Origin of the sequence: Paenibacillus sp. AN1007 (assembly GCF_040702995.1) — a bacterium.
Classification (GTDB): domain Bacteria; phylum Bacillota; class Bacilli; order Paenibacillales; family Paenibacillaceae; genus Paenibacillus.
Genome location: NZ_CP159992.1, coordinates 5,623,344 through 5,643,317, shown reverse-complemented (window position 1 = coordinate 5,643,317; position 19,974 = coordinate 5,623,344). Strand labels below are relative to the sequence as shown.

The following is a 19,974-nucleotide window of genomic DNA, read 5'->3' as shown; positions in this document are numbered from 1 at the left end:
TAGCGCTCTACCCGAATTTAGTTTGTTGTCAGGCTGCACATTAGTATGGAATACTCAGGGCAAGCTTTAAAACATTCACGTAAAGCCAAAGGGGATGAACAGAATGACAAGAAAAGGGAGTCTAAAGAAGTTAATGGGTTTGGCACTTACAGCAGTAATGGGTGTCTCACTACTTGCGGGGTGCGGATCTTCAGAGAACAAATCAGCAGAAGGCGGAGCAGCTGGTGATGGAAAACGCGTCACATTAAAGGTGGAGCTTTTCGACCGTGGTAAAACACCTTCTCAGTACACGATCTCCAACAACTTTATCTCTCAAATGATTCAAAAGAACTTTGGTGACCCGAACAACATTGACGTACAATTCGTACCTGTTCAACGTTCTGAGGAAGTAACCAAGCTGAACGTTCTTATGGCTAGTGCTTCGGACGTTCCGGATATTGTCTTCGTTTATGACTCCAGCGTGTTCTACCGCTATGCACAGCAGGGCGGCTTGACAGATGTAGGTGATCTGATTAATCAGTATGGACCGAATCTGAAAAAGTTTTTGGGCGAAGATACATTAAAGTTCGGTCAAGTGGAAGGACAGCAGTTTGCTATTCCGGGTAAACGTGCGATTACCGCTCGTTACAGTTCCTTCATTCGTCAAGATTGGTTGGATAAACTGGGAATGCCAGCACCTAAAACAACAGATGAGTTGTATGCGACACTGAAAGCATTCAAAGAAAAAGATCCTGGCCAAATGGGAAGCCAAAACATCCCTATGGGTATGGGACTGGCTCCAGCTTCTTATGAGCCGTTGATTTATTCTTTCATTAAGCCAATTGCTGGAGACAAGACATATGCTCAACGCTATGAGCTGCCTCTGCATGAAGGATTCAAAGAGTCCATGCAATTCCTGAACAAGCTGTACAACGAAGGTCTGATCAGCAAGGATTTCAGCTTGGATAAAGATAAAACCCAGTTAAATAAAGACATTGCAAATGGAAATGTTGGTTTCTTCTCTGAAGATGTTGACTCCATTTTCTGGCCGGATGGATCTTATGAATTGTTGAAAAAGAACAAACCGGACAGCAACTTGGCTCCACTGGATGCATACACCAATGCTAATGCGGATGGAAAACACATCAAATCCCGTTATGGATCAAATGGGATGTACATCATGATTCCGAAGAGCAGTGAACGTGCAGCAGAAGCGATTAAATATCTGGATTGGATGGCATCTGACAAAAACCTCACTGACATCTACGATGGTGTAGAAGGCGAGAACTATGATCTGGTAGATGGTATTCCAGTAGCTAAAGCAGACGCTACTCAAGAAGCAAAAGATCGTCTGTTCAATGCAGGGGATACAGCGATTATTTCCAATGGTAAAAACCTTGGTGATCAAGCAATGAACGAAAAAGCATGGATCATGGGATTCCCGCCAGCGAACCAGGAAATTTTGAAAAAAGCTCTTGAAGTCGCAAATACAGATACGGTTGGACCAATTGTCTTCAGCAAGCCGATTCAAGCAGAGATGAAGTACAGCACAGCACTGACAGACAAATTGGACGTTATTATCGTAAAAACAGCAATGGCAAAACCTGAAGAATTTGATGCCGTATACGAAAAAGAAATGGCTGACTACATGTCCTTGGGCGGATCAGAGCTGAAGAAAGAACTGGAAGCTGCTGAACAATAAGCAGAAATGAAATGTCTGTAAATTGAAGTGTTTCGAGGAGGCTTGTGCCGCCGCTCAGGCGGCGGCATAACGTTTCTTCGTTTGTGAGGAGGAGAGAGAGACATGACCACATACTTGAAGAGATACTGGCAGCTGTATGCGTTAATTTCATTGCCTCTGATTTACTTTATCATTTTCCGTTATGGACCGATGTATGGTGTGCAGATCGCGTTTAAAGACTTCAACTTGTTTCAAGGGATTAACGGTAGTGAGTGGATCGGTTTCGATGCTTTTCGCGAGGTATTCGCAATGCCGGATTTCTACACTACATTACGCAATACGTTTATGCTGAATTTTCTTGATCTGATCGTTTCATTCCCTGCTCCAATTATTCTGGCTATTATGCTCTATGAGGTAAGGTTCAAATGGTTTAAGAAAATTTCACAAACTATTCTGTACATTCCTCACTTTATCTCCTGGGTTATCATCGGGGGGATTGTATACCAACTATTTGGAAATCAATCCGGTATGGTCAACGGTATACTGGAGAGCATGGGCCTGAATTCAATTCCATTTTTGACTGAAAAGAACCCTTGGCTTGTTACCTACCTGTTCACAGGTGTGTGGCAAAGTGCTGGGTGGGGAACCATTCTTTATCTGGCTGCATTAACGGGTGTGAACAAGGAATTGTTCGAAGCAGCAGAGATTGATGGTGCAACGCGGCTGAAGAGAATTTGGCATATTACACTGCCAAGTATTAAACCAACCATTGTAACACTGCTTATTCTTAACCTTGGAAATATGGTCAGCATCGGTTTTGACCGGCCTTTCGTTATTGGTAATACGGCTGTTCGCGAATATTCCGATGTACTTAGTACCTTCGTATATAGAATGGGTATACAATCCGGACAGTATACACTTGCAACGGTTGTAGGCTTATTCCAGGCGGTTGTTGGATTGATCTTTGTCCTCGGTTCCAACTATATCTCGAAGAAAACGACAGGAGAAGGTATCCTTTAACCTCAAAAGAGCAATAAGATGTAAGTCCTTCGGCTTGTTGTATATGTACACCATTAGTAAAGGAGTTGTGCGCAGATGAGTGACCGCACCTCGAACCGGATTTTCGATATTATTAATATCACCTTTATTACTTTGTTTGTTATATTCTGTCTTGCTCCGTTTCTGCACACCATTGCCATATCGATGAGTTCGAACCGGGCCATTACATCAGGTGAAGTAACGATCTTTCCAAAAGAGTTCACCTGGGATGCATATGGTCAAGTATTTTCAGATAGTTCCATGATTTATTCCCTAGGATTTACAACGATCCTTACAATTATAACCACTTTCTGCTGTATGTTGTTTACCATTGCTGCAGCATACCCGTTGACAAAGAAAAAATTAAAAGGCCGCAAGCTGTTTATGTACATCATTATCATCACGATGTTCTTCAGTGGTGGTATCATTCCTGAGTATTTGTTGATTCGTGACCTTCATTTGCTGAACTCGGTATGGGCGTTGATTCTACCCGGGCTGGTGAGTCCGTTTAACCTGATCATCCTGATCTCTTTCTTCCGCGGAATACCGGATAGTCTGGAAGAGTCTGCCGAGATTGACGGAAGTTCTCATGTGCATACACTCTTTAAAATTATTTTGCCACTGTCCTTGCCTGTCCTTGCTACCTTGGCTCTGTTTTATGCGGTTGGACGCTGGAATGGCTTCCAGGATTCATTGATGTACATTACCGATCCGAAATTATATCCTCTGCAGCTGAAGCTGTATCAGATGGTGCAGAACAACATGGTAAGTGAGCTCACATTGATGGAGGGTGCAAGTCGTACAAGGTTAACACCAGAGAGCCTCAAGGCGGCTACGGTTGTTTTCGCAACAGTACCGATCCTGCTCGTGTATCCATGGCTGCAAAAGTATTTTGTTAGCGGCGCAATGCAGGGAGCAGTTAAAGGTTAATTCGCATCCCCTTACACACAAACATCACAATCGGGGAAGGAGAAGGAATGTATTATGCAGGGAATTGACAAGGGAGAATACTCATTCTCGACATGCTGGAATATCAGGAGGCATCCTGTTGGTGAGAACATGATTCGAGAGATCAAAGATCTCGGATTTCACCGGGTGGAACTTAACTATAATGTAACGAAGGAGATGCTCACTACCATTGAGCCGATGATCGAGCGAGGAGAGATTGGGGTGTCCAGTGTACACAATACCTTCCCTCATGATCCTGATCCTGACTATGGAACGGATTCCGTGCTGCTCGGTTTCGAGGATGAAGTGAAGCGTAAGCGAGCCATTGATCTGCTGGTTGGATCGGCAGAATATGCACATCGTTATGGAGGGGAAGCTGTCGTGGTGCACCCTGGTGAGGTGCCTTTCCCTCATGACATCAGCAAGGACCTGGAGAAGCTGTACAGGGAAGAAGGGACAGATTCGCCGCAATATCGCAGCAAATGGGCGGAATTGATGGAACGGCGCGAAGCCTTGAGTGCAGGATATATCGAGAAAATAATCGTCAGTCTGGATGAGGTCTGTAATCGGTCAGTATCCAAAGGATTAAACGTCCGTTTCGGAATTGAGACCCGCTCAAGACCCCAGCAAATCCCTACTCTGGCCGAAGCGAAAACAATCATTCAGGCTCTCAAAGGTGCTCCAGTTGGCATCTGGTATGATACAGGTCATGCAATCATGATGGATCGATTAGGGCTGTATGACAGTGTGGGTGAGATGCAGGGGTTAATGGATGATATCGTTGGTGTTCATATTCATGAAACGCTGGGATTATCCGATCACTGGTGCCCGTATGTTCACAGTAAGGATATGCACTTCTATGATGCATACCTTCCGATGATCCGCAAGGCACAGGTGAAGGTATATGAATTGAAATCAGCATGTGAGCCGGATGCCATTCACGAAAGTCATCATCTGCTGATGCAGAAGCTCGATGCATTAGAAGCATAGGTAAGTAAGCGATAAGATCGGTTGGCTTGGGCTGTTAGAGCGCACAGCCTTCTGATCTTATCTTTTGAATAGGGACGGATTGCATAAATGAAAAAGCTTTTAGTTTTTATGCATGGAAGGGCCTTGAATGGAGGGAACGCAGATGTACAGACAACTGGTAGAAAGCAATGACAGAGCGGCAGAACGAGGGATGAACCGGCAGATGCTTGATGCGGAGAATCGTTACTATGGCGGAACGATTGATCCTTCTACAGGCGTGGCCTGGGTGAATCATACGACAGGAACACCGACAGATATGTGCTTCTGGGGTGCCGCTCTTTCTAATCCTGATTCGAAGTATTACCGGGATGAGGCTTTGTTAGAAAGACTGAGATTGGCGAGTGAATTTGTACTGCGTCAGCAGCATCATGACGGCTCCATCTCACCTGGCTGGACCAACTATCATTCCCCGCCCGACACTGCGTTTGTCGTTGTAGGGTATTCGCAGCTGTACCAGCTTCTGGACCAGCAGGGTTGGGCTCCATTGAAGCCTGTTCTGGATAATATGCGCCTGTTCCTGGAACGGACAATTCCGGTGATGTTAACAGGGGGCTGTCATACACCAAACCACCGCTGGGTGCTGTGCGCCGCGCTTGGTTTCCTGCATGAAATCTTTGGTATAGAAGCAGCCGTGCAGCGTGCAGAGCAGTGGCTGGCGGAAGGCATTGATATTACGCCAGACGGCGAATGGACGGAACGCAGTAACGGTATCTACAATGCGGTGAGTGATATTATGCTGATCCATGCAGCCCGTCTGCTGGACCGTCCTGAACTGCTGGAGCCGGTACGGCTGAACCTTCGGATGATGGTATATCTGGTACACCCGGCGGGTGAGATTGTGACGGATTATTCAGGTCGTCAGGATCTGGGCAGCATCCATGATTTGTCATCCTATTACCTGCCTTATGCCATCTTGGCACGGTTGGACGAGGACCCGATTTTTGCAGGTATGGCAGCTTGGGCAGACAGTACGCTTACAGATCCGGGTGTATGTTCGGTGAATGCTCTCGTTCGACTGCTGCTGGAACCCGAGCTCCAACAGATCGATGGATCAACGGATGCGCTTCCGGTTCAATATGAAGTGCTGCTCAATGAGCACTTTGTGCGGGAGAATTATGTGAGCCAGATGGAGAATGTCGGTCATCATGGGCAGATATCGCACAGCCGTATGCACACAGATTTCGGTGCCCCGGTTGCCCGAATCCGTGATGAGGAGACTAGTGTAACCGTTATGACAGAGGTTCCGCCATTTTTTGCACTTCGTCACGGCAGGGTACGTCTGCTCGCGGTGCAGCTGGCTTCTTACTTCAACCCGGGTTATATACCGATGCAGAGGATGACCCGTGTTCCTCAAGGATATCAGTTGACCGGTGAACAAAAGAAAGGGTATTACGGCCCTGTTCCTACGGGAGATTTACCGGCATCGGCTTCCTCAGCCATCAGTCCGTGGTATTTGCTCCCTCATCAGAGCCGTGCACTTACACATGAGCAGACATTCCGCGTTGGTGCCGAGGTAGTGCAGACAGAAAGCGGCGGCTGGACAATGCATCTCACCGGAGAAGAGCCGCAGGACATCATGATGCAGTTATCCTTTGTGTTTGGAAGCGAAGGCGAACTCAGCTGCGAGGATGGTATAGAAGCAAGTGATGGAAGCATTTTGTGGAGAGGCGGCAAGCTTCGTTACAGCTGCGGAGAAGACTGGCTTGAGATGGACGGAGGCGAAATGGGGCATCTGTCAGCATCGGTCCGTGAAGCCAAAATGCCGGAGAAGTGCAAAGTTGTGCTGGTTAACTTCATGACTCCGTTCGATAAAACATTAAATATAACGCTATCTCCTTCACTGGAGAAAAAAGATTAAATTTCAACTTCTTGAAGATATAATCGATTGACAGAGCATCTGAAATATAGACGGCATTTCATTCATGGAACGGATGAGATGCTGTCTTTATTTATTTGTATTTTTTTCATAAACGACATGAAACTACATATAGCGAAGAGGGCCTAAAGATGTGGTATACTGAAGAGTATGAATGAAAGCAAAGAGGAGGTGCCTTGCAAGATGAAGGGCAAGCTAGTGCGGACCGAGGGTCACCTTGCCAATATTATACCGATTCACTTGGATGCTTCTTTCTTTTTTGAAAGAGCTGTCCGCTCGCTGGACCGTAATCATGTCGACAAGGCATTGAAATATTTTCGCAAAGCTGTTGAATACGAGCCGGACAATCCGGTGAATCATTGTAATATGGCGGGTATATTATCAGAGAAGGGGGACTACGAGGCCTCCAACGCTATTTTGGCCAACGTGCTGGATGTGGTCGACCCGTCCATGACCGAATGTTATTTCTATATGGCAAACAACTACGCCAATATGGATCGTTTTGAGGAAGCTGAGCGTGCGCTGGTGACTTACCTGGAGGAAGATACGCAGGGCCAGTTTATGACTGAAGCCGAAGAAATGATGGAACTTCTATATTATGAGCTGGATCGCCCGGCTAAAATAAATCGAATCAAGTCACGCAAAGGTGTCGTGGAGCATGATCAGGCACGTGAACTGCTCGAAGAGGGCAAGTTTGCCCAGGCTGCAGAGCTGCTTGAAGGCATGTCACCCGATTATCCTGATTATTTTGCCGCCCGTAACAATCTGGCTCTTGCTTATTATTATATGGGGCTGTTCTCCAAAGCAAAAGAAACCATCGCCGAAGTACTTGAACAGGAACCAGGCAATCTGCATGCACTCTGTAATCTGGCCATCTTCTATCAGAATGAGAATCGGACAGATCAGGTACTGCTGCTGATCAAAAAATTGCGTGTGATCGTGCCGTATCAGCATGAACAGGTATACAAGCTGGCTACGACGATGGGGATTCTGGGCCAGCATGACGCGGCATATGTTCATTTCCGCAGGCTTCTCAAGAATGAAGAAACGGCGGCTGATCCGGCCCTTGCGCATTATGCTGCAGTGGCGGCGTACAATACAGAACGTTATGACATTGCGAAGCGGCTGTGGCATCATGTAAACAAACTTGACCCTGGCTCAGAGGTGTCTCGTTATTATCTGAATGGTCTCGAGGCGGTGCTTCAAGGCTCACAGGAGCCAAATATGCTGAGTTATCACTATCATCTGCCTTTTGATGAGCAGTTCAAGCAGTGGGAGGACTACGGCAGCGGTATTCCGGAAGAGATGAAAAATGATCCGTTGATTCGTTCGTCGTTTTTCTGGGCGCTGCGGCACGGGGATCAGGCAACCAAACTGCAGGTTATACATGCGCTTGGAATGATCGGAGATTACGAGGTGCAGCAGGCACTGCAGTCATTTATTGAAGAGCCTGATGAAGAGCCAGCCCTTGTTAAGGCTGCAGAGGATGTCTTAAGTAATCTGCGAATGGCGGAGCCTCATGGACAGGAAGCTAAAGTGTCCAGACCTTTTTCCGGTGAAACTCTTCACTCTATAAGTACAGTGAAAAAAGCAGATCGTTCAGGGAGTCAGTCAAAAACGGGAGCCTCGCCCCACTGGCAGGTTGTCGTTGACCGGGCGCTTCAGATGTCTGAGGCCAAAGCCGAACTGCAGCAGGAAATGGAACGGCTCTGGGCAGACTATGTCTCGAGAGTTCATCTGGAGTTGTCCGGGTCAAAACAGATCGAAGGATGGGCCGCAGGACTGGAGTATCTGGCTTCGAAAAATCACAGCCGGCCTGTTACGTATCAAAGCATTGCCGAACGTTACGGCATATCTGCAGCAACCGTCAGCAAGTATGCGAGACAGCTTAATCAGATATGCGGCATGACCCCGCCAAAAGGGTAAGTCCAGCGATTAACTGTAAAGACGAGGCGAGGTTTAGTTCATAAGCATGGTTCTCCGGAGGAGAAGGATACATTAACCGGGAAAACGGGTAAACTTAACGAATAGGTCTCAAAATGCCTGTAGGATATTATCTTGGCAAGTTATTCGCGACCATTACACACTCTCAACCTGATGAAGGAGGCTGTATCTATATGTCTAAATACAGAACGATTGTGATCGGAACCGGACCCGCGGGTCTGACAGCAGCGATATATCTAGCTCGTGCGAATCTGAATCCGCTGGTGATTGAAGGTCTTCAGCCAGGTGGGCAGTTAACCACGACGACAGAAGTTGAGAATTTTCCGGGCTTCCCTCAAGGCATCATGGGGCCTGAACTAATGGACAACATGCGAAAACAAGCGGAGCGTTTTGGTGCGGAGTTCAAGAACGGCTGGGTGGAAGAGGTCGATTTCAGCAAGCAGCCTTTCAAAGTCAGCGTTGGCGGAATCGGTGAATTAGAGGCAGACTCCATCATCATCTCCACAGGTGCTTCAGCCCGTTATCTCGGCATTCCGGGAGAGCAGGAGAACGTAGGACGTGGAGTAAGTACATGTGCAACCTGCGACGGATTTTTCTTCCGCGGTAAAAAGATTGTTGTGGTGGGCGGCGGTGATTCGGCGATGGAAGAAGCGAGCTTCCTGACTCGTTTTGCTACAGACGTTACATTGGTTCACCGCCGGGATGAACTCCGTGCATCCAAGATTATGCAGGACCGGGCCCGAAGCAACGAGAAGGTAAAGTGGGCGTTAAACCGTACGCCGCTTGAAGTTGTGCCTGAAGCGATGGGGGTCAAAGGTTTGAAAGTGCGCAACAATGAGACGGGCCAAGAAGAGCTGATCGAAGCAGATGGTGTATTTGTTGCGATCGGGCACACACCAAACACCGGATTCTTAGGTAATGCCATCACGCTGGATGAGCATGGTTATGTCGTGGTTAAGCCTGGTACAACCGAGACCAATATTCCAGGTGTGTTTGCTTGTGGAGATGTGCAGGATACGAAATATCGTCAAGCGATTACGGCGGCGGGTTCAGGATGTATGGCGGCGATGGATTGTGAGAAGTTCCTGGAGGGAAGCATCGTTCACGATTGGAGTGAAACGCTGGATAAGTAACAAGTATTACAGCCTTATGGTTTGGAATAAGTTAGCTATAAGAGACAACGGGAAGTCTCATGAAGTGAGAGAAGCCGGCGGGCTTCTCTTTTTTTGAAACGATGGCGGGCATGGATTCGTATACATAAGGGGTATATTAGCTGTGAGGTGAAGATATTGGGGGAAATGATAAAAGATTGGCTGCAGAACGCGACAGTTAGGCGGTTTTTGATCCTGCTGTTGTTCTGTTTAATTTTGTTCAGTATGGGGAGTATGCTTCATATGATTCTGCTGTTGTTCCTGGTGACTTACGTCATGAACAGGCTGCAGCATCTCATTACAAGAGGGTTGAATCGCTTTTTTCCGGTTAATTATAAAGTCGTGGTCATTCTGCTGTATATGATCGTGATTGCCGGGATCGTGCTGGGTATATCGAGATATTCACCACGGATTGTGGATCAGGTTGTGCAGCTGACAAATGAAATTATGAAGTTTCTTGACACAGCGGATGGTGATAATGTTGCCTCCAAGATCGCTGGTTATCTGCAGTCCTTTGATATCAAAAATTATACCAATGAAGCGTTGAAATACATTTTTGCCTTGAGCAAATGGCTGGAATTCATCCTGCTGGTTATTATTTTGAGCCTGTTCTTCCTGCTGCAGAAAAAAGAAATCTATAAATTTACGTCCAAGTTTAAAACGAGCAAAATTGGCTGGTTCTATAATGAAGTAGCGTACCTGGGCGACAAATTTGTATCTTCTTTTGGTAAAGTCATTGAAGCACAGCTGCTTATTGCTGTATTTAATACGGTGCTGACGATGCTCGGATTGTGGATTTTAGGCTACCCTTATCTGTTCGCATTGACCATTATGGTTTTCCTGCTTAGTCTGGTGCCTGTGGCGGGGGTTATGATCTCCCTTGTACCGCTCTGTCTGATCGGGTATCAGATGGGCGGTCTGCAGATGGGTATCATCGTGATTATTATGATCATCATCATTCACGCACTGGAAACGTATTTCCTGAATCCAAAGCTCATGGCGCACAAAACCAAACTGCCGATGTTTTACACCTTTATCGTCCTGATTCTGTCGCAGCATTTCCTCGGAATCTGGGGCTTGATTATTGGTATTCCAATCTTTGTCTTCATGCTGGATATTTTGGATGTAAACAAGATGGAGAAAACCGATGAGCCTGTACGTGTAGAGACGAAGCTGTAATTCATGTTTAACTGAATGGTAACCAAAAAACGCCTCCAGTGTTTTGCTGGAAGGCGTTTTTTGGCTGCCGAACGAAGAGAAGTTCTTGTTTCCTGCTGCAAATTGCCTGTGCTCACAGCCAGCCCTTTTCCTCCGCTACAGCAACAGCTTCCATCCGGTTCTTGGCGTCCAGTTTGGCAAAGGCCTCTGACAAATAATTGCGTACGGTTCCATAAGAAAGGTGCAGTGAAGCGGCGATATGATTGGCGTTCATGCCGGTTGCCGCCAGTTTCAGGACTTCCTTTTCCCGCTCCGTTAGCGGGTTGACTGATTTGGCTGCACCAAAAACAAGCTCTGGCGATACTTCACGGCCTCCATTCATGACACGGCGGATAGCTTCGGCCAGACGGTCACTGGGTTCGTCTTTGAGCAGATAGCCCTGCACGCCTGCCTGTACGGCTCGCTCCAGAAATCCGGGGCGCGCAAAGGTTGTGAGAATGATGATGCGGCAGGTCAACCCAAGCTGCTGCATCCGTTCAGCAACATCTAATCCGCTCATGACAGGCATCTCAATATCCATCAGACACAGGTCGGGCTGTAGTGAAATGATACGCTGCAGGGCTTCCTCCCCGTTTCCGGCCTCACCAATGACCTCGAAATCATCCTCAAGATCAAGCAGGGAGGCTAAAGCCCCTCGAAGCATACGCTGATCCTCCGCGATCAAAATACGAATCATACGGACACACCTCCTTGCGGTTTGTTTACAACGATAGGGAAGAAAAGTGCCAGCCGGGTGCCTTTGGTATCAGAGTCGATCCGGAGGGAGCCATCAATCAGATGAAGCCGTTCCGACATGCCTTTCAGGCCATTACCCTGCTGCTGGTCCATGGATATGCCTGTTCCGTTATCTTGAATTGTAATATATATCCCATCCGTTTCTCGCTTCAGTAAAATCCGGCTCCAGGTTGCCTGGCTGTGCTTCACAATATTCGTCACGGCCTCAAGCAGGCACAAGCTGACCATATTCTGCGTCAAATCCGGTACATCGCTATAGTTTTCCTGCTGAGCAGACAGCCGCATCTCGATATCTGCGCTTCGCAGCATCTCTCTGGCATCAGCTAATGCTTCTGCAATACTAATTGCTCGCATATCGGAGACAAGCTGCCGCACTTCACGCAGTGCGGCCCTGGACGTGCGTTCAATCTCGCGGGCTTCCTGGATCGCTCGTTCCGGGTTTTTGGCGATTAGCTTGGTCACCAGCTCACTTTTCAACGTAATCAACGAGAGTGTATGTCCCATCGTATCATGCAGGTCTCTGGCAATGCGCATGCGTTCCTCACGTTTAATCAATTCCTTAATATGCTGCTGCGCTTCATCAAGCTTGGCTTCAAGCTGCTGTCGATCCAGCATGGTTCGAATGCCGTAGGGAGAGACCAGCATAATGATATAAAAGGGAGCGAAAAATAACAGCTGTCCGGTGCTGAGCTGGTTCTGAACTGTAGCGATAGAGATCGGAATCGTCTGAATGATGGCGAAAACCAACAAAAACAATCGGAAGAGCCGCTTCTCGGTATACCACCCGATGAAATTGGCAGTAAAGAATGCTAGAAAAAACATGTTCAGATCAACGACCAGAGTTAGAATCAGAACACATAACATCTGCAGCACAAGCCAGTAGGAAAAAAGAAGTTTTCCTGCTGTCATATACAGCTGGCGATAGGTTAGAACAAACACAATAAAAGCAGTAATTCCGATGTATTGCTCATATCCATGAGCGTTCGCCAGGTAATAAACCGGCATCACTAAGTAGATCATCCAGATGTACGGATAAATTCCGAATCGTTTGGGAAAAAGCTCAAATCCTTGAAGCATAGTGCCGAGTTTACGCCTCCTTCTGTCTGCTGCGGATATATGTGGATAGTAACATAAATACCGCTAGATAGCCTCCTAAAAGAAGGATGTCCCGCAATTGCGGCATATCACCACTGATAATGACCCATGCACCATTGCCAAAACTATAAGAAGGGAGCCAGCGGCCAATCTGTGCAAGCCATTCTGGCATCACGTCAAGCGGCATCCACATCCCTCCGAGCAGGGCGAGGGAGAGATATATGGCGTTGCTTAATCCACTTGCCGTATCTACTCGGCGCAGCGTGCCAATGCATGTGCCTAGGGCAAGAAAAGGCAGAGAGCCTGCAAGAATCCAGAGTGCAGAACCGACCCACTGGGAGAAGGTGAGAGAGACACCGTTAATCAAGTAACCTGATGTGAAGATGACTATAATCGAGCATATGTGGATGAAGGTCTGGCCGATCATTTTGCCTCCAAAATAAATGGAATTCGGGAGCGGCGTAACCCTCAGGTAGGTAACCCAGCCATGGGCTCTTTCCTGCACGAGGCGAATGCCTAGAGTCATAATGGACGAGCCCATCACACTGAAGCAGGTCATGGACATGAGATAATGTGCATTCCAGGCCTCGGCATCTACAGCGTCTGTTGTAAATATACGTGTATATAGAATGTAAAACAGAACCGGTATCAGCAAGGACCAGAATACAAAGTAGACGTTGCGGATCATTCGAACCATCTCCGCACGGGATTGGGCAATCAGCATGGACATGTTACTGCTCCTCCTTCGCTTTATTAATCATCGATGCATAGGCATCGTCCAACTGTCCGGCTTCAATGCGGATATCCTGAACGGGAAGCTGCATCGTTATAATCTGGCGAATCAGCGCGTCGGTGTCTTTACTATGAAGAATGCACCGATTCTGGTGATACTGCACGCGATCTACGCCGGACAGTTTTTCGATCCAGGTTTGATTTTCAAGAAAAGGAGCATAGGTGAAGGACAACATTCGCTTGGTCATACCGCTTTTGATCTGCTCAGGCGTTCCGTCTGCGGCAATAGCCCCTTCATTAAACAGAATAATCCGATTAGCCGCTTCATCGGCTTCCTGCAAATAATGCGTGGTGAAGACTACGGTCTTGCCCTGCTGTGCAAGGGTTCGAATCTTGGCCCAGAATGCTCTGCGGGTCTCTGAATCCAGGCCAACAGTAGGCTCGTCGAAAAAAAGAATGTCGGGGTTGCCGGTCATAGCCAGAGCAAAATTCAGACTGCGCTTCTGTCCCCCGGACAGCTTCTCTGCTCTTCGGTTCAGATCAGCCGGGGCAAGCCCGGTTAATTTCTCAAGTGATGCAGTATCAAGCGGAGCCGGATAGTAACTTCGTACCATGCGAATAATCTCGCGTACGGTAAGGAAGTCCATCACACTGACATCCTGCATCATGACGCCAATTCGCTGCAGCACCTGCTTGTGACCCGGGGGCATGCCAAGAATGGTAATTTCGCCTGCAGAAGGGCTGGTAAGACCTAGCATCATCTTGATGGTGGTCGTTTTGCCTGCACCGTTGGGTCCAAGAATAGCGGTGATTGATCCTTGGTTTATTTTGAGTGAAACTTGGTGGACAGCTTGTTTATTTCCGAACTGCTTGCTGACATTATCCAGCTGTATCACAGTCTTAGGTGAATTCATGTATCATCACGTCCTTCGTCTGGTTAAATGTTATACATTTATCTTACTTGTGAGGACGTGAAGGGTTTAGTAAACATTGTCATGAATATCAGATGACAATTGTCATTTTGTATGAATGGAACGCGTGACGATGAAATATCATGAGTTGAGAGGATTCCTTTTCTAATAGGGAGGGAGGAAGCGAGGCATTTTAATAGAGTACAGGAAGAATGTATACGTATTCAAAAAGGGAGGGTGATGTCGTTCACAACCCTGCCAAAGCATGATGTGCGTGAGGTCTTCTCGTCTTGACCCCGGCGTATCCTTCAATTATAGTTGGTACGTAGGACTTAAACTATTTTAGATAGATAAAGGTGGCTTGCAGCATGTCTGAGAAAATCTACGTTGGGGTCGATCTCGGCGGAACAGCAATCAAGGTCGGTATATGTGATGATCAAGGTCAGCTTATGCATACGTATGAAGGACCGACTGAAGTGGATCAGGGCGTTGACACGGTTATCGCCAACATCGAGAAGTATGTCCGTCATATTGTAGCCGAATCGCCATACAGCTGGGAACAGCTTGAAGGTGTCGGTGCAGGAGTTGCCGGTTTCACAAATGTACGCGAGGGGATTATTGTTCATGCTCCTAACATTGGATTTCGGAATGTAGCCATTCGTTCGGTTCTGGAAGAACGTCTGGGCAAGCCTGTCAAAATAGATAATGATGCGAACGTTGCTGCTCTCGGTGAAGCTTGGGCTGGAGCTGGCAAGGGTGTAGACAATTGTGTATGCTTCACACTCGGTACAGGCGTTGGCGGGGGTCTCATCCTGAATGGTAAGATCTATCAAGGTTTTTCCGGTATGGCAGGGGAACTGGGACACATCAGTGTGGTGCCTGATCTGGAAGCGATCAAGTGCGGCTGTGGCAAAATGGGATGTGTGGAGACGGTATCGTCTGCAACGGGAATCATTCGAATGGCGAAGGATGCCGTAGAGCGTGGCGACCATACGTCACTTGCTTTGGTAGACAAAATCGCTGCCAAGGAAGTATTTGATGCGGCCAAAGCGGGTGATGAAGTAGCCCTGCGGATCGTAAACCGTGCGGCATACTATTTAGGTAAATCCATGGCAACAGTAGCAGCTGTACTGAATCCGGAATTGTTCATTGTTGGCGGTGGTGTATCCAAGGCAGGGGATTTCCTGTTTGATGAGATCCGCACCGTGTTCGCTCAATTGACGCCGGAGCCGCTGCAGCAGGGTGTTCAGATTTTGGAAGCTACACTGGGGAATGATGCAGGTATCGTAGGTGCGGCAGGTCTCCTCTTGCGTTCGTAGTAACCTCGCAGCACGATAATCCGACAGCAATATGATAAGGAGGGGACATTTATGCTTGACGGTGAAGGCTCACCAGGCACAGGCGCCACGCTCATTATCATTACGGGTATGTCCGGAGCGGGTAAAACGATAGCTGTGCAGAGTCTGGAGGATCTGGGTTTTTTCTGTGTGGATAATTTACCGCCTGTTTTGATTCCCAAATTCGCGGAACTGATTGAACAGTCCAATGGCAAGATCGGCAAAGTAGCACTTGTTATCGATTTGCGGGGACGGGAATTTTTCACGGCATTGTCCGAGTCTTTGAATTATATCAAGGACCATTTTACAATTCATTGCGAAATTTTATTTCTGGATGCAACGGATTCTGTGCTGGTGCAGCGTTATAAAGAGAGCAGACGCAGACATCCTCTGGCACCCGAAGGCATGCCGCTGGACGGGATCAAGCTGGAGCGCAAAATGCTGGAGGAGCTCAAAAATTCAGCAACACAGGTGCTGAATACCAGCACGATGAAGCCAGCTCAATTGAAGGAGCGTATCATTTCGCGTTTCTCACACCTGGAGAGCCGGATGCTGTCGGTGAATATAACGTCTTTCGGGTTCAAATACGGTATCCCGATTGATGCAGATCTCGTATTTGATGTTCGTTTTTTGCCGAACCCGCATTATATTGATCATTTGCGGCCAAATACGGGGCAGAATAGTGAAGTATATGAATACGTCATGAAATGGCCTGAAACACAGGCGTTTCTGACCAAGCTGCTGGATATGCTGCATTTTCTGATTCCGCAATACCGGAAGGAAGGCAAAAGCCAGGTTATTATTGGAATCGGCTGTACCGGAGGCAAGCATCGTTCGGTAGCAATATCGGAATATTTGGGCAAAATGCTCGGAAGCAGTGAGACTGAAGCTGTTACCGTAAGCCATCGCGACGCTGACCGGGACCGTCATTGAAGAGGGTGAAGGTATGAAAGAGGCCGGACCACGTAGAGAACGTCCGAGAATCGTTGTAATGGGCGGTGGAACCGGGTTATCCGTGATGCTGCGCGGTTTGAAGGAAAAACCGATGGATATCACGGCCATTGTTACGGTTGCAGATGACGGTGGGAGTTCAGGCATCCTGCGCAGTGAGTTGCAAATGCCGCCTCCAGGCGACATTCGTAACGTGCTTACCGCGCTGGCAGATGTTGAACCACTGCTTTCGGACATGTTAAAATATCGTTTCAACACAGGCGCGGGGCTTGCAGGCCACAGCCTGGGGAATTTAATACTGGCTGCAATGACGGATATATCAGGCGACTTTGTAACCGCTGTGCGGGAGCTTAGCCGCGTGTTTGCCGTTAGGGGTCAGGTACTTCCTGCAGCAGGTCAGGCTGTTGTGCTGCATGCCGAGATGGAGGATGGATCGATTGTTACAGGCGAGTCCAAAATCCCGGAAGCCGGCGGACGCATTAAACGCGTTTTCCTTGAACCGGATCACGTGGAGCCGTTGCCAGAGGCTGTAGAGGCAATACGCCAGGCTGATGCGATTCTGATTGGCCCAGGCAGTCTCTATACAAGTATCCTTCCGAATTTGCTTGTGCCCAAACTGGCAGAAGCAGTTGTGGAGGCAGATGCAGTGAAGATGTTTATCTGCAACGTAATGACACAGCCAGGTGAAACCGATAATTATACGGTAAGTGATCATCTTAAGGCTGTTCACGAGCACATTGGGCATCAGCTTTTTGACTACGTGATCGTGAACAATGGGGATATTCCGCTGCAGGTGCAGAATAAATATGCGGAAAAAGGTGCAAAACCGGTTGTACTTGATATGAATGTACTTAAAAGCTCAGGGTATCAGGTTGTTGCAGACACGCTGGTTCTGTTCAAAACCTATCTGCGCCATGATGCTGATAAGCTCAGTCATCATATTTATCAGCTGGTTCAAAATTGGATGTTACGGAAGAGGTGAAGTCCCATGTCATTTGCAGCACAAACCAAAAAAGAATTAACGATGATCGAGAGTGAAGCGTGCTGCGAACAGGCGGAACTTTCAGCCCTCATCCGTATGCTAGGTGCGGTGCAGTTATCGAATAAAAAAGTCATCTTGGATATTTCGACAGAGAATGCTGCGATCGCAAGAAGGGCATACTCTCTGCTTAAAAAGCATTTTCAAGTGCATACGGAATTGCTGGTTCGCAAGAAAATGCGGCTGAAAAAGAACAATGTATATATTGTTCGTGTTCCGACGATGGTTCAGGAGATTTTAAAGGAGCTGCGAATTGTTTCCGAAGGGTTCCTGTTTACGCCAGGCATTAACGAAGAGATGTTGAAGAAAAACTGCTGTAAACGGGCATATCTTCGCGGTGCCTTTCTGGCAGGAGGATCGGTAAATAACCCGGAAGGTTCGTCATATCATCTGGAGATCGCCTCGATGTATGAGGAGCACTGCCAGGCCCTAGTGGATCTGGCCAATGAATTTCATCTCAATGCCCGGTGTATAGAAAGGAAAAAAGGATTCATCCTATACATTAAGGAAGGTGAGAAAATCATTGAGCTGCTCAGCATCATTGGAGCTCACCAGGCCCTGTTTAAATTTGAGGATGTGCGAATTATGCGGGACATGCGTAATTCGGTGAATCGGATCGTTAACTGTGAGACAGCCAATCTGAACAAGACGATCGGGGCAGCGGTCAGACAGATTGACAATATCCGTTTACTGCAGAAGGAAGTAGGTTTGGAGTCGCTGCCGGATAAGCTGCGTGAAGTAGCAGAGGTCAGGCTTGCTCATCCAGATATCAATCTGAAGGAAGTTGGCGAATTGCTGAAGGGTACGGTGAGCAAATCAGGAGTGAACCATCGACTGCGGAAAATTGATGAATTGGCTGAGAAAGTGCGTGCAGAACGATACAGTTAACCGTTTGTGAAGAGAATGTGACAGCTGCTTTCTGCCCGCAGAAGCAGGCTGCGTTTTTTCTTCTAGTGTCCTGCACCGGTTAATGGTATAATGTTGTATAAATATAATTGTGTATTTAATGTCCAGATTTTATAATAGGGGGTAAGTTTCTATGACAAAGCACCCGGTAGTTGTCCGTTTGAAAACGGGTCTCCATGCCAGACCTGCGGCACTGTTCGTGCAAGAGGCGAATAAGTACTCATCTGAAGTGTTCGTCGAGAAGGACGATAAAAAAGTGAATGCAAAAAGCATCATGGGAATCATGAGCCTTGCGATCAGTACAGGTACGGAAATCCAGATCAGTGCAGAAGGCGCGGATGCCGATCAGGCTGTAAACGCTTTAGTTAGTCTGGTAAGCAAGGAAGAGCTTGAAAACCAATAAGAGTTAACATGAATGAGCGAATGAAGAAGTCCCGCAAGGGGCTTTTTTGCGTTTTACATAAAATTGTATATAATCGGCACCGTCAAGTGCAACATTATGGATTTTGTCCCGTCTGTTAAGGTATCAAATCGCTTCAAGTTTGAGAAGTTAACATAATAAGGAGGCTAATCATAATGGCTAAACAATGGATGAAACCGTTTGGTGCAGTGCTTGTGGCCAGTTCGCTGCTGGTCGGAGGGACAGCGTATGTTGCTCCTGGAAACTATGCGTATGCAGCAGAAGTTCAGGGAGTACAGCAGAATGTCATTAATGTTGTAGGTAAAGGTGAGATTCAGGTGAAGCCGGATATTGCTTATCTCTCGATCGGTGTGAACAGCGCAGCCGAGACTGCAGCATCAGCTCAAAAAGCGAATGCCGCTAAAATTCAAAAAGTGACCAATCTGCTGAAAAACACTTGGAAGATCAATGCAGATGATATTCAAACAAGCCAATTCTACGTGCAGCCGAACTACACGTACAATGAGAAAGATGGACAAAAAGTCAAAGGATACACAGCGCATCATACATTGACGGTGACATACCGCGATATGGACAAGATTGGCGAACTGCTGGATGCAGCATCCCAGGCGGGAGCTAACAATATTGAGAACGTACGCTTCACGGTAGAGAATCCGGAGAGATACGAATCCGAGGTAATTGCCAAGGCTGTAGCCAATGCAGATGTAAAAGCAGGAGCTATTGCCAAAGCGGTTAAACGCGAGCTCGGCACAGTACTTTCGGTAAGTCAGCCAGACGCTAATGTCCCCGTGCTCTATGCGAACGAAGCTTTGATGTCCAAATCAGAAAGTGATTCTAACGCAGGTACGCAGATCGAAGCCGGTCAGGTCAAAGTGAGCACCGTTCTGAATATCACTTATGAGATGAAATAATGAAATCTGCTCCATCGCAGACTTGAAATGATTAAATATCAAGATTTTAAAATAATGACAAAAGTACTGCCG

Annotated in this window: 18 protein-coding genes; 14 read left to right on the top strand and 4 right to left on the bottom strand. The window is 47.4% G+C overall.

The window, feature by feature from the left end; all coding sequences use genetic code 11:
- Positions 1–94: 94 nt before the first annotated feature.
- The 8 genes from ABXS70_RS25365 (at position 95) to ABXS70_RS25330 (ending at position 10,825) form a co-directional block, all read left to right on the top strand.
- Complete coding sequence (locus ABXS70_RS25365; protein WP_366291875.1) at positions 95–1,681, top strand: extracellular solute-binding protein; 1,587 nt, start codon at positions 95–97, stop codon at positions 1,679–1,681.
- A 102-nt stretch (positions 1,682–1,783) separates the two neighbouring features.
- On the top strand, positions 1,784–2,680 hold the full coding sequence (locus ABXS70_RS25360; RefSeq protein WP_145335912.1) for an ABC transporter permease subunit: 897 nt from the start codon (positions 1,784–1,786) through the stop codon (positions 2,678–2,680).
- Between the two features lie 75 nt (positions 2,681–2,755).
- Positions 2,756–3,628, top strand: coding sequence for a carbohydrate ABC transporter permease (locus ABXS70_RS25355; RefSeq protein ID WP_342553687.1), 873 nt, complete (start codon positions 2,756–2,758; stop codon positions 3,626–3,628).
- Between the two features lie 54 nt (positions 3,629–3,682).
- Positions 3,683–4,636 (top strand): TIM barrel protein, encoded by a 954-nt coding sequence (locus ABXS70_RS25350; protein ID WP_366291871.1) that lies wholly within the window; start codon positions 3,683–3,685, stop codon positions 4,634–4,636.
- A 142-nt stretch (positions 4,637–4,778) separates the two neighbouring features.
- On the top strand, positions 4,779–6,533 hold the full coding sequence (locus ABXS70_RS25345) for a hypothetical protein (protein WP_366291868.1): 1,755 nt from the start codon (positions 4,779–4,781) through the stop codon (positions 6,531–6,533).
- A 201-nt stretch (positions 6,534–6,734) separates the two neighbouring features.
- Positions 6,735–8,477 (top strand): tetratricopeptide repeat protein, encoded by a 1,743-nt coding sequence (locus tag ABXS70_RS25340; RefSeq protein ID WP_366291865.1) that lies wholly within the window; start codon positions 6,735–6,737, stop codon positions 8,475–8,477.
- 191 nt (positions 8,478–8,668) lie between these two features.
- Positions 8,669–9,628, top strand: coding sequence for a thioredoxin-disulfide reductase (gene trxB / locus ABXS70_RS25335; RefSeq protein ID WP_342553691.1), 960 nt, complete (start codon positions 8,669–8,671; stop codon positions 9,626–9,628).
- 165 nt (positions 9,629–9,793) lie between these two features.
- Complete coding sequence (locus tag ABXS70_RS25330; protein WP_342553692.1) at positions 9,794–10,825, top strand: AI-2E family transporter; 1,032 nt, start codon at positions 9,794–9,796, stop codon at positions 10,823–10,825.
- A 112-nt stretch (positions 10,826–10,937) separates the two neighbouring features.
- On the opposite strand, the gene ABXS70_RS25325 is transcribed toward ABXS70_RS25330, so the two are convergent.
- From ABXS70_RS25325 to ABXS70_RS25310, 4 genes are read right to left on the bottom strand one after another with little or no spacing between them, the layout of a single operon-like run.
- Entirely contained in the window at positions 10,938–11,540 is a 603-nt protein-coding gene (locus tag ABXS70_RS25325; RefSeq protein ID WP_366291862.1) for a response regulator transcription factor, read from the bottom strand.
- Entirely contained in the window at positions 11,537–12,676 is a 1,140-nt protein-coding gene (locus ABXS70_RS25320) for a sensor histidine kinase (RefSeq protein WP_366291859.1), read from the bottom strand. Before ABXS70_RS25320 ends, ABXS70_RS25325 begins: the two co-directional genes overlap by 4 nt.
- A 10-nt stretch (positions 12,677–12,686) precedes the next feature.
- Positions 12,687–13,424, bottom strand: a complete 738-nt coding sequence (locus ABXS70_RS25315; RefSeq protein WP_342553695.1) for an ABC transporter permease — start codon at positions 13,422–13,424, stop codon at positions 12,687–12,689.
- Position 13,425: 1 nt separating this feature from the next.
- Positions 13,426–14,340 (bottom strand): ABC transporter ATP-binding protein, encoded by a 915-nt coding sequence (locus tag ABXS70_RS25310; RefSeq protein ID WP_366291854.1) that lies wholly within the window; start codon positions 14,338–14,340, stop codon positions 13,426–13,428.
- Positions 14,341–14,705: 365 nt separating this feature from the next.
- Here ABXS70_RS25310 and ABXS70_RS25305 point away from each other — a divergent pair, with 365 nt between their 5' ends.
- The 6 genes from ABXS70_RS25305 (at position 14,706) to ABXS70_RS25280 (ending at position 19,902) form a co-directional block, all read left to right on the top strand.
- A complete protein-coding gene (locus ABXS70_RS25305; RefSeq protein ID WP_123066169.1) occupies positions 14,706–15,656 on the top strand; it encodes an ROK family glucokinase in 951 nt (316 codons plus the stop codon).
- A gap of 51 nt (positions 15,657–15,707) precedes the next feature.
- Positions 15,708–16,607: an RNase adapter RapZ gene (rapZ, locus tag ABXS70_RS25300; protein WP_342553697.1), complete on the top strand. Its 900-nt coding sequence runs from the start codon at positions 15,708–15,710 to the stop codon at positions 16,605–16,607.
- A 13-nt stretch (positions 16,608–16,620) separates the two neighbouring features.
- Positions 16,621–17,607: a YvcK family protein gene (locus ABXS70_RS25295; protein WP_342553698.1), complete on the top strand. Its 987-nt coding sequence runs from the start codon at positions 16,621–16,623 to the stop codon at positions 17,605–17,607.
- Between the two features lie 6 nt (positions 17,608–17,613).
- Positions 17,614–18,552, top strand: a complete 939-nt coding sequence (gene whiA / locus ABXS70_RS25290) for a DNA-binding protein WhiA (RefSeq protein WP_342553699.1) — start codon at positions 17,614–17,616, stop codon at positions 18,550–18,552.
- Positions 18,553–18,703: 151 nt separating this feature from the next.
- The gene (locus tag ABXS70_RS25285) at positions 18,704–18,973 is read left to right on the top strand and encodes an HPr family phosphocarrier protein (protein WP_342553700.1); all 270 of its coding nucleotides are present in this window, start codon (positions 18,704–18,706) and stop codon (positions 18,971–18,973) included.
- Positions 18,974–19,146: 173 nt separating this feature from the next.
- Positions 19,147–19,902: an SIMPL domain-containing protein gene (locus ABXS70_RS25280; protein WP_342553701.1), complete on the top strand. Its 756-nt coding sequence runs from the start codon at positions 19,147–19,149 to the stop codon at positions 19,900–19,902.
- Positions 19,903–19,974 lie beyond the last annotated feature (72 nt).

Coding starts and splice junctions, on each gene's coding strand:
- ABXS70_RS25365 (WP_366291875.1), top strand. CDS start 95: ATGAACAGAATGACAAGAAAAGGGAGTCTAAAGAAGTTAATGGGTTTG.
- ABXS70_RS25305 (WP_123066169.1), top strand. CDS start 14,706: ATGTCTGAGAAAATCTACGTTGGGGTCGATCTCGGCGGAACAGCAATC.
- whiA (WP_342553699.1), top strand. CDS start 17,614: ATGTCATTTGCAGCACAAACCAAAAAAGAATTAACGATGATCGAGAGT.
- ABXS70_RS25285 (WP_342553700.1), top strand. CDS start 18,704: ATGACAAAGCACCCGGTAGTTGTCCGTTTGAAAACGGGTCTCCATGCC.
- ABXS70_RS25320 (WP_366291859.1), bottom strand. CDS start 12,676: ATGCTTCAAGGATTTGAGCTTTTTCCCAAACGATTCGGAATTTATCCG.
- ABXS70_RS25310 (WP_366291854.1), bottom strand. CDS start 14,340: ATGAATTCACCTAAGACTGTGATACAGCTGGATAATGTCAGCAAGCAG.
- trxB (WP_342553691.1), top strand. CDS start 8,669: ATGTCTAAATACAGAACGATTGTGATCGGAACCGGACCCGCGGGTCTG.
- ABXS70_RS25330 (WP_342553692.1), top strand. CDS start 9,794: ATGATAAAAGATTGGCTGCAGAACGCGACAGTTAGGCGGTTTTTGATC.
- ABXS70_RS25280 (WP_342553701.1), top strand. CDS start 19,147: ATGGCTAAACAATGGATGAAACCGTTTGGTGCAGTGCTTGTGGCCAGT.
- ABXS70_RS25360 (WP_145335912.1), top strand. CDS start 1,784: ATGACCACATACTTGAAGAGATACTGGCAGCTGTATGCGTTAATTTCA.
- ABXS70_RS25340 (WP_366291865.1), top strand. CDS start 6,735: ATGAAGGGCAAGCTAGTGCGGACCGAGGGTCACCTTGCCAATATTATA.
- ABXS70_RS25345 (WP_366291868.1), top strand. CDS start 4,779: ATGTACAGACAACTGGTAGAAAGCAATGACAGAGCGGCAGAACGAGGG.
- rapZ (WP_342553697.1), top strand. CDS start 15,708: ATGCTTGACGGTGAAGGCTCACCAGGCACAGGCGCCACGCTCATTATC.
- ABXS70_RS25355 (WP_342553687.1), top strand. CDS start 2,756: ATGAGTGACCGCACCTCGAACCGGATTTTCGATATTATTAATATCACC.
- ABXS70_RS25325 (WP_366291862.1), bottom strand. CDS start 11,540: ATGATTCGTATTTTGATCGCGGAGGATCAGCGTATGCTTCGAGGGGCT.
- ABXS70_RS25315 (WP_342553695.1), bottom strand. CDS start 13,424: ATGTCCATGCTGATTGCCCAATCCCGTGCGGAGATGGTTCGAATGATC.
- ABXS70_RS25350 (WP_366291871.1), top strand. CDS start 3,683: ATGCAGGGAATTGACAAGGGAGAATACTCATTCTCGACATGCTGGAAT.
- ABXS70_RS25295 (WP_342553698.1), top strand. CDS start 16,621: ATGAAAGAGGCCGGACCACGTAGAGAACGTCCGAGAATCGTTGTAATG.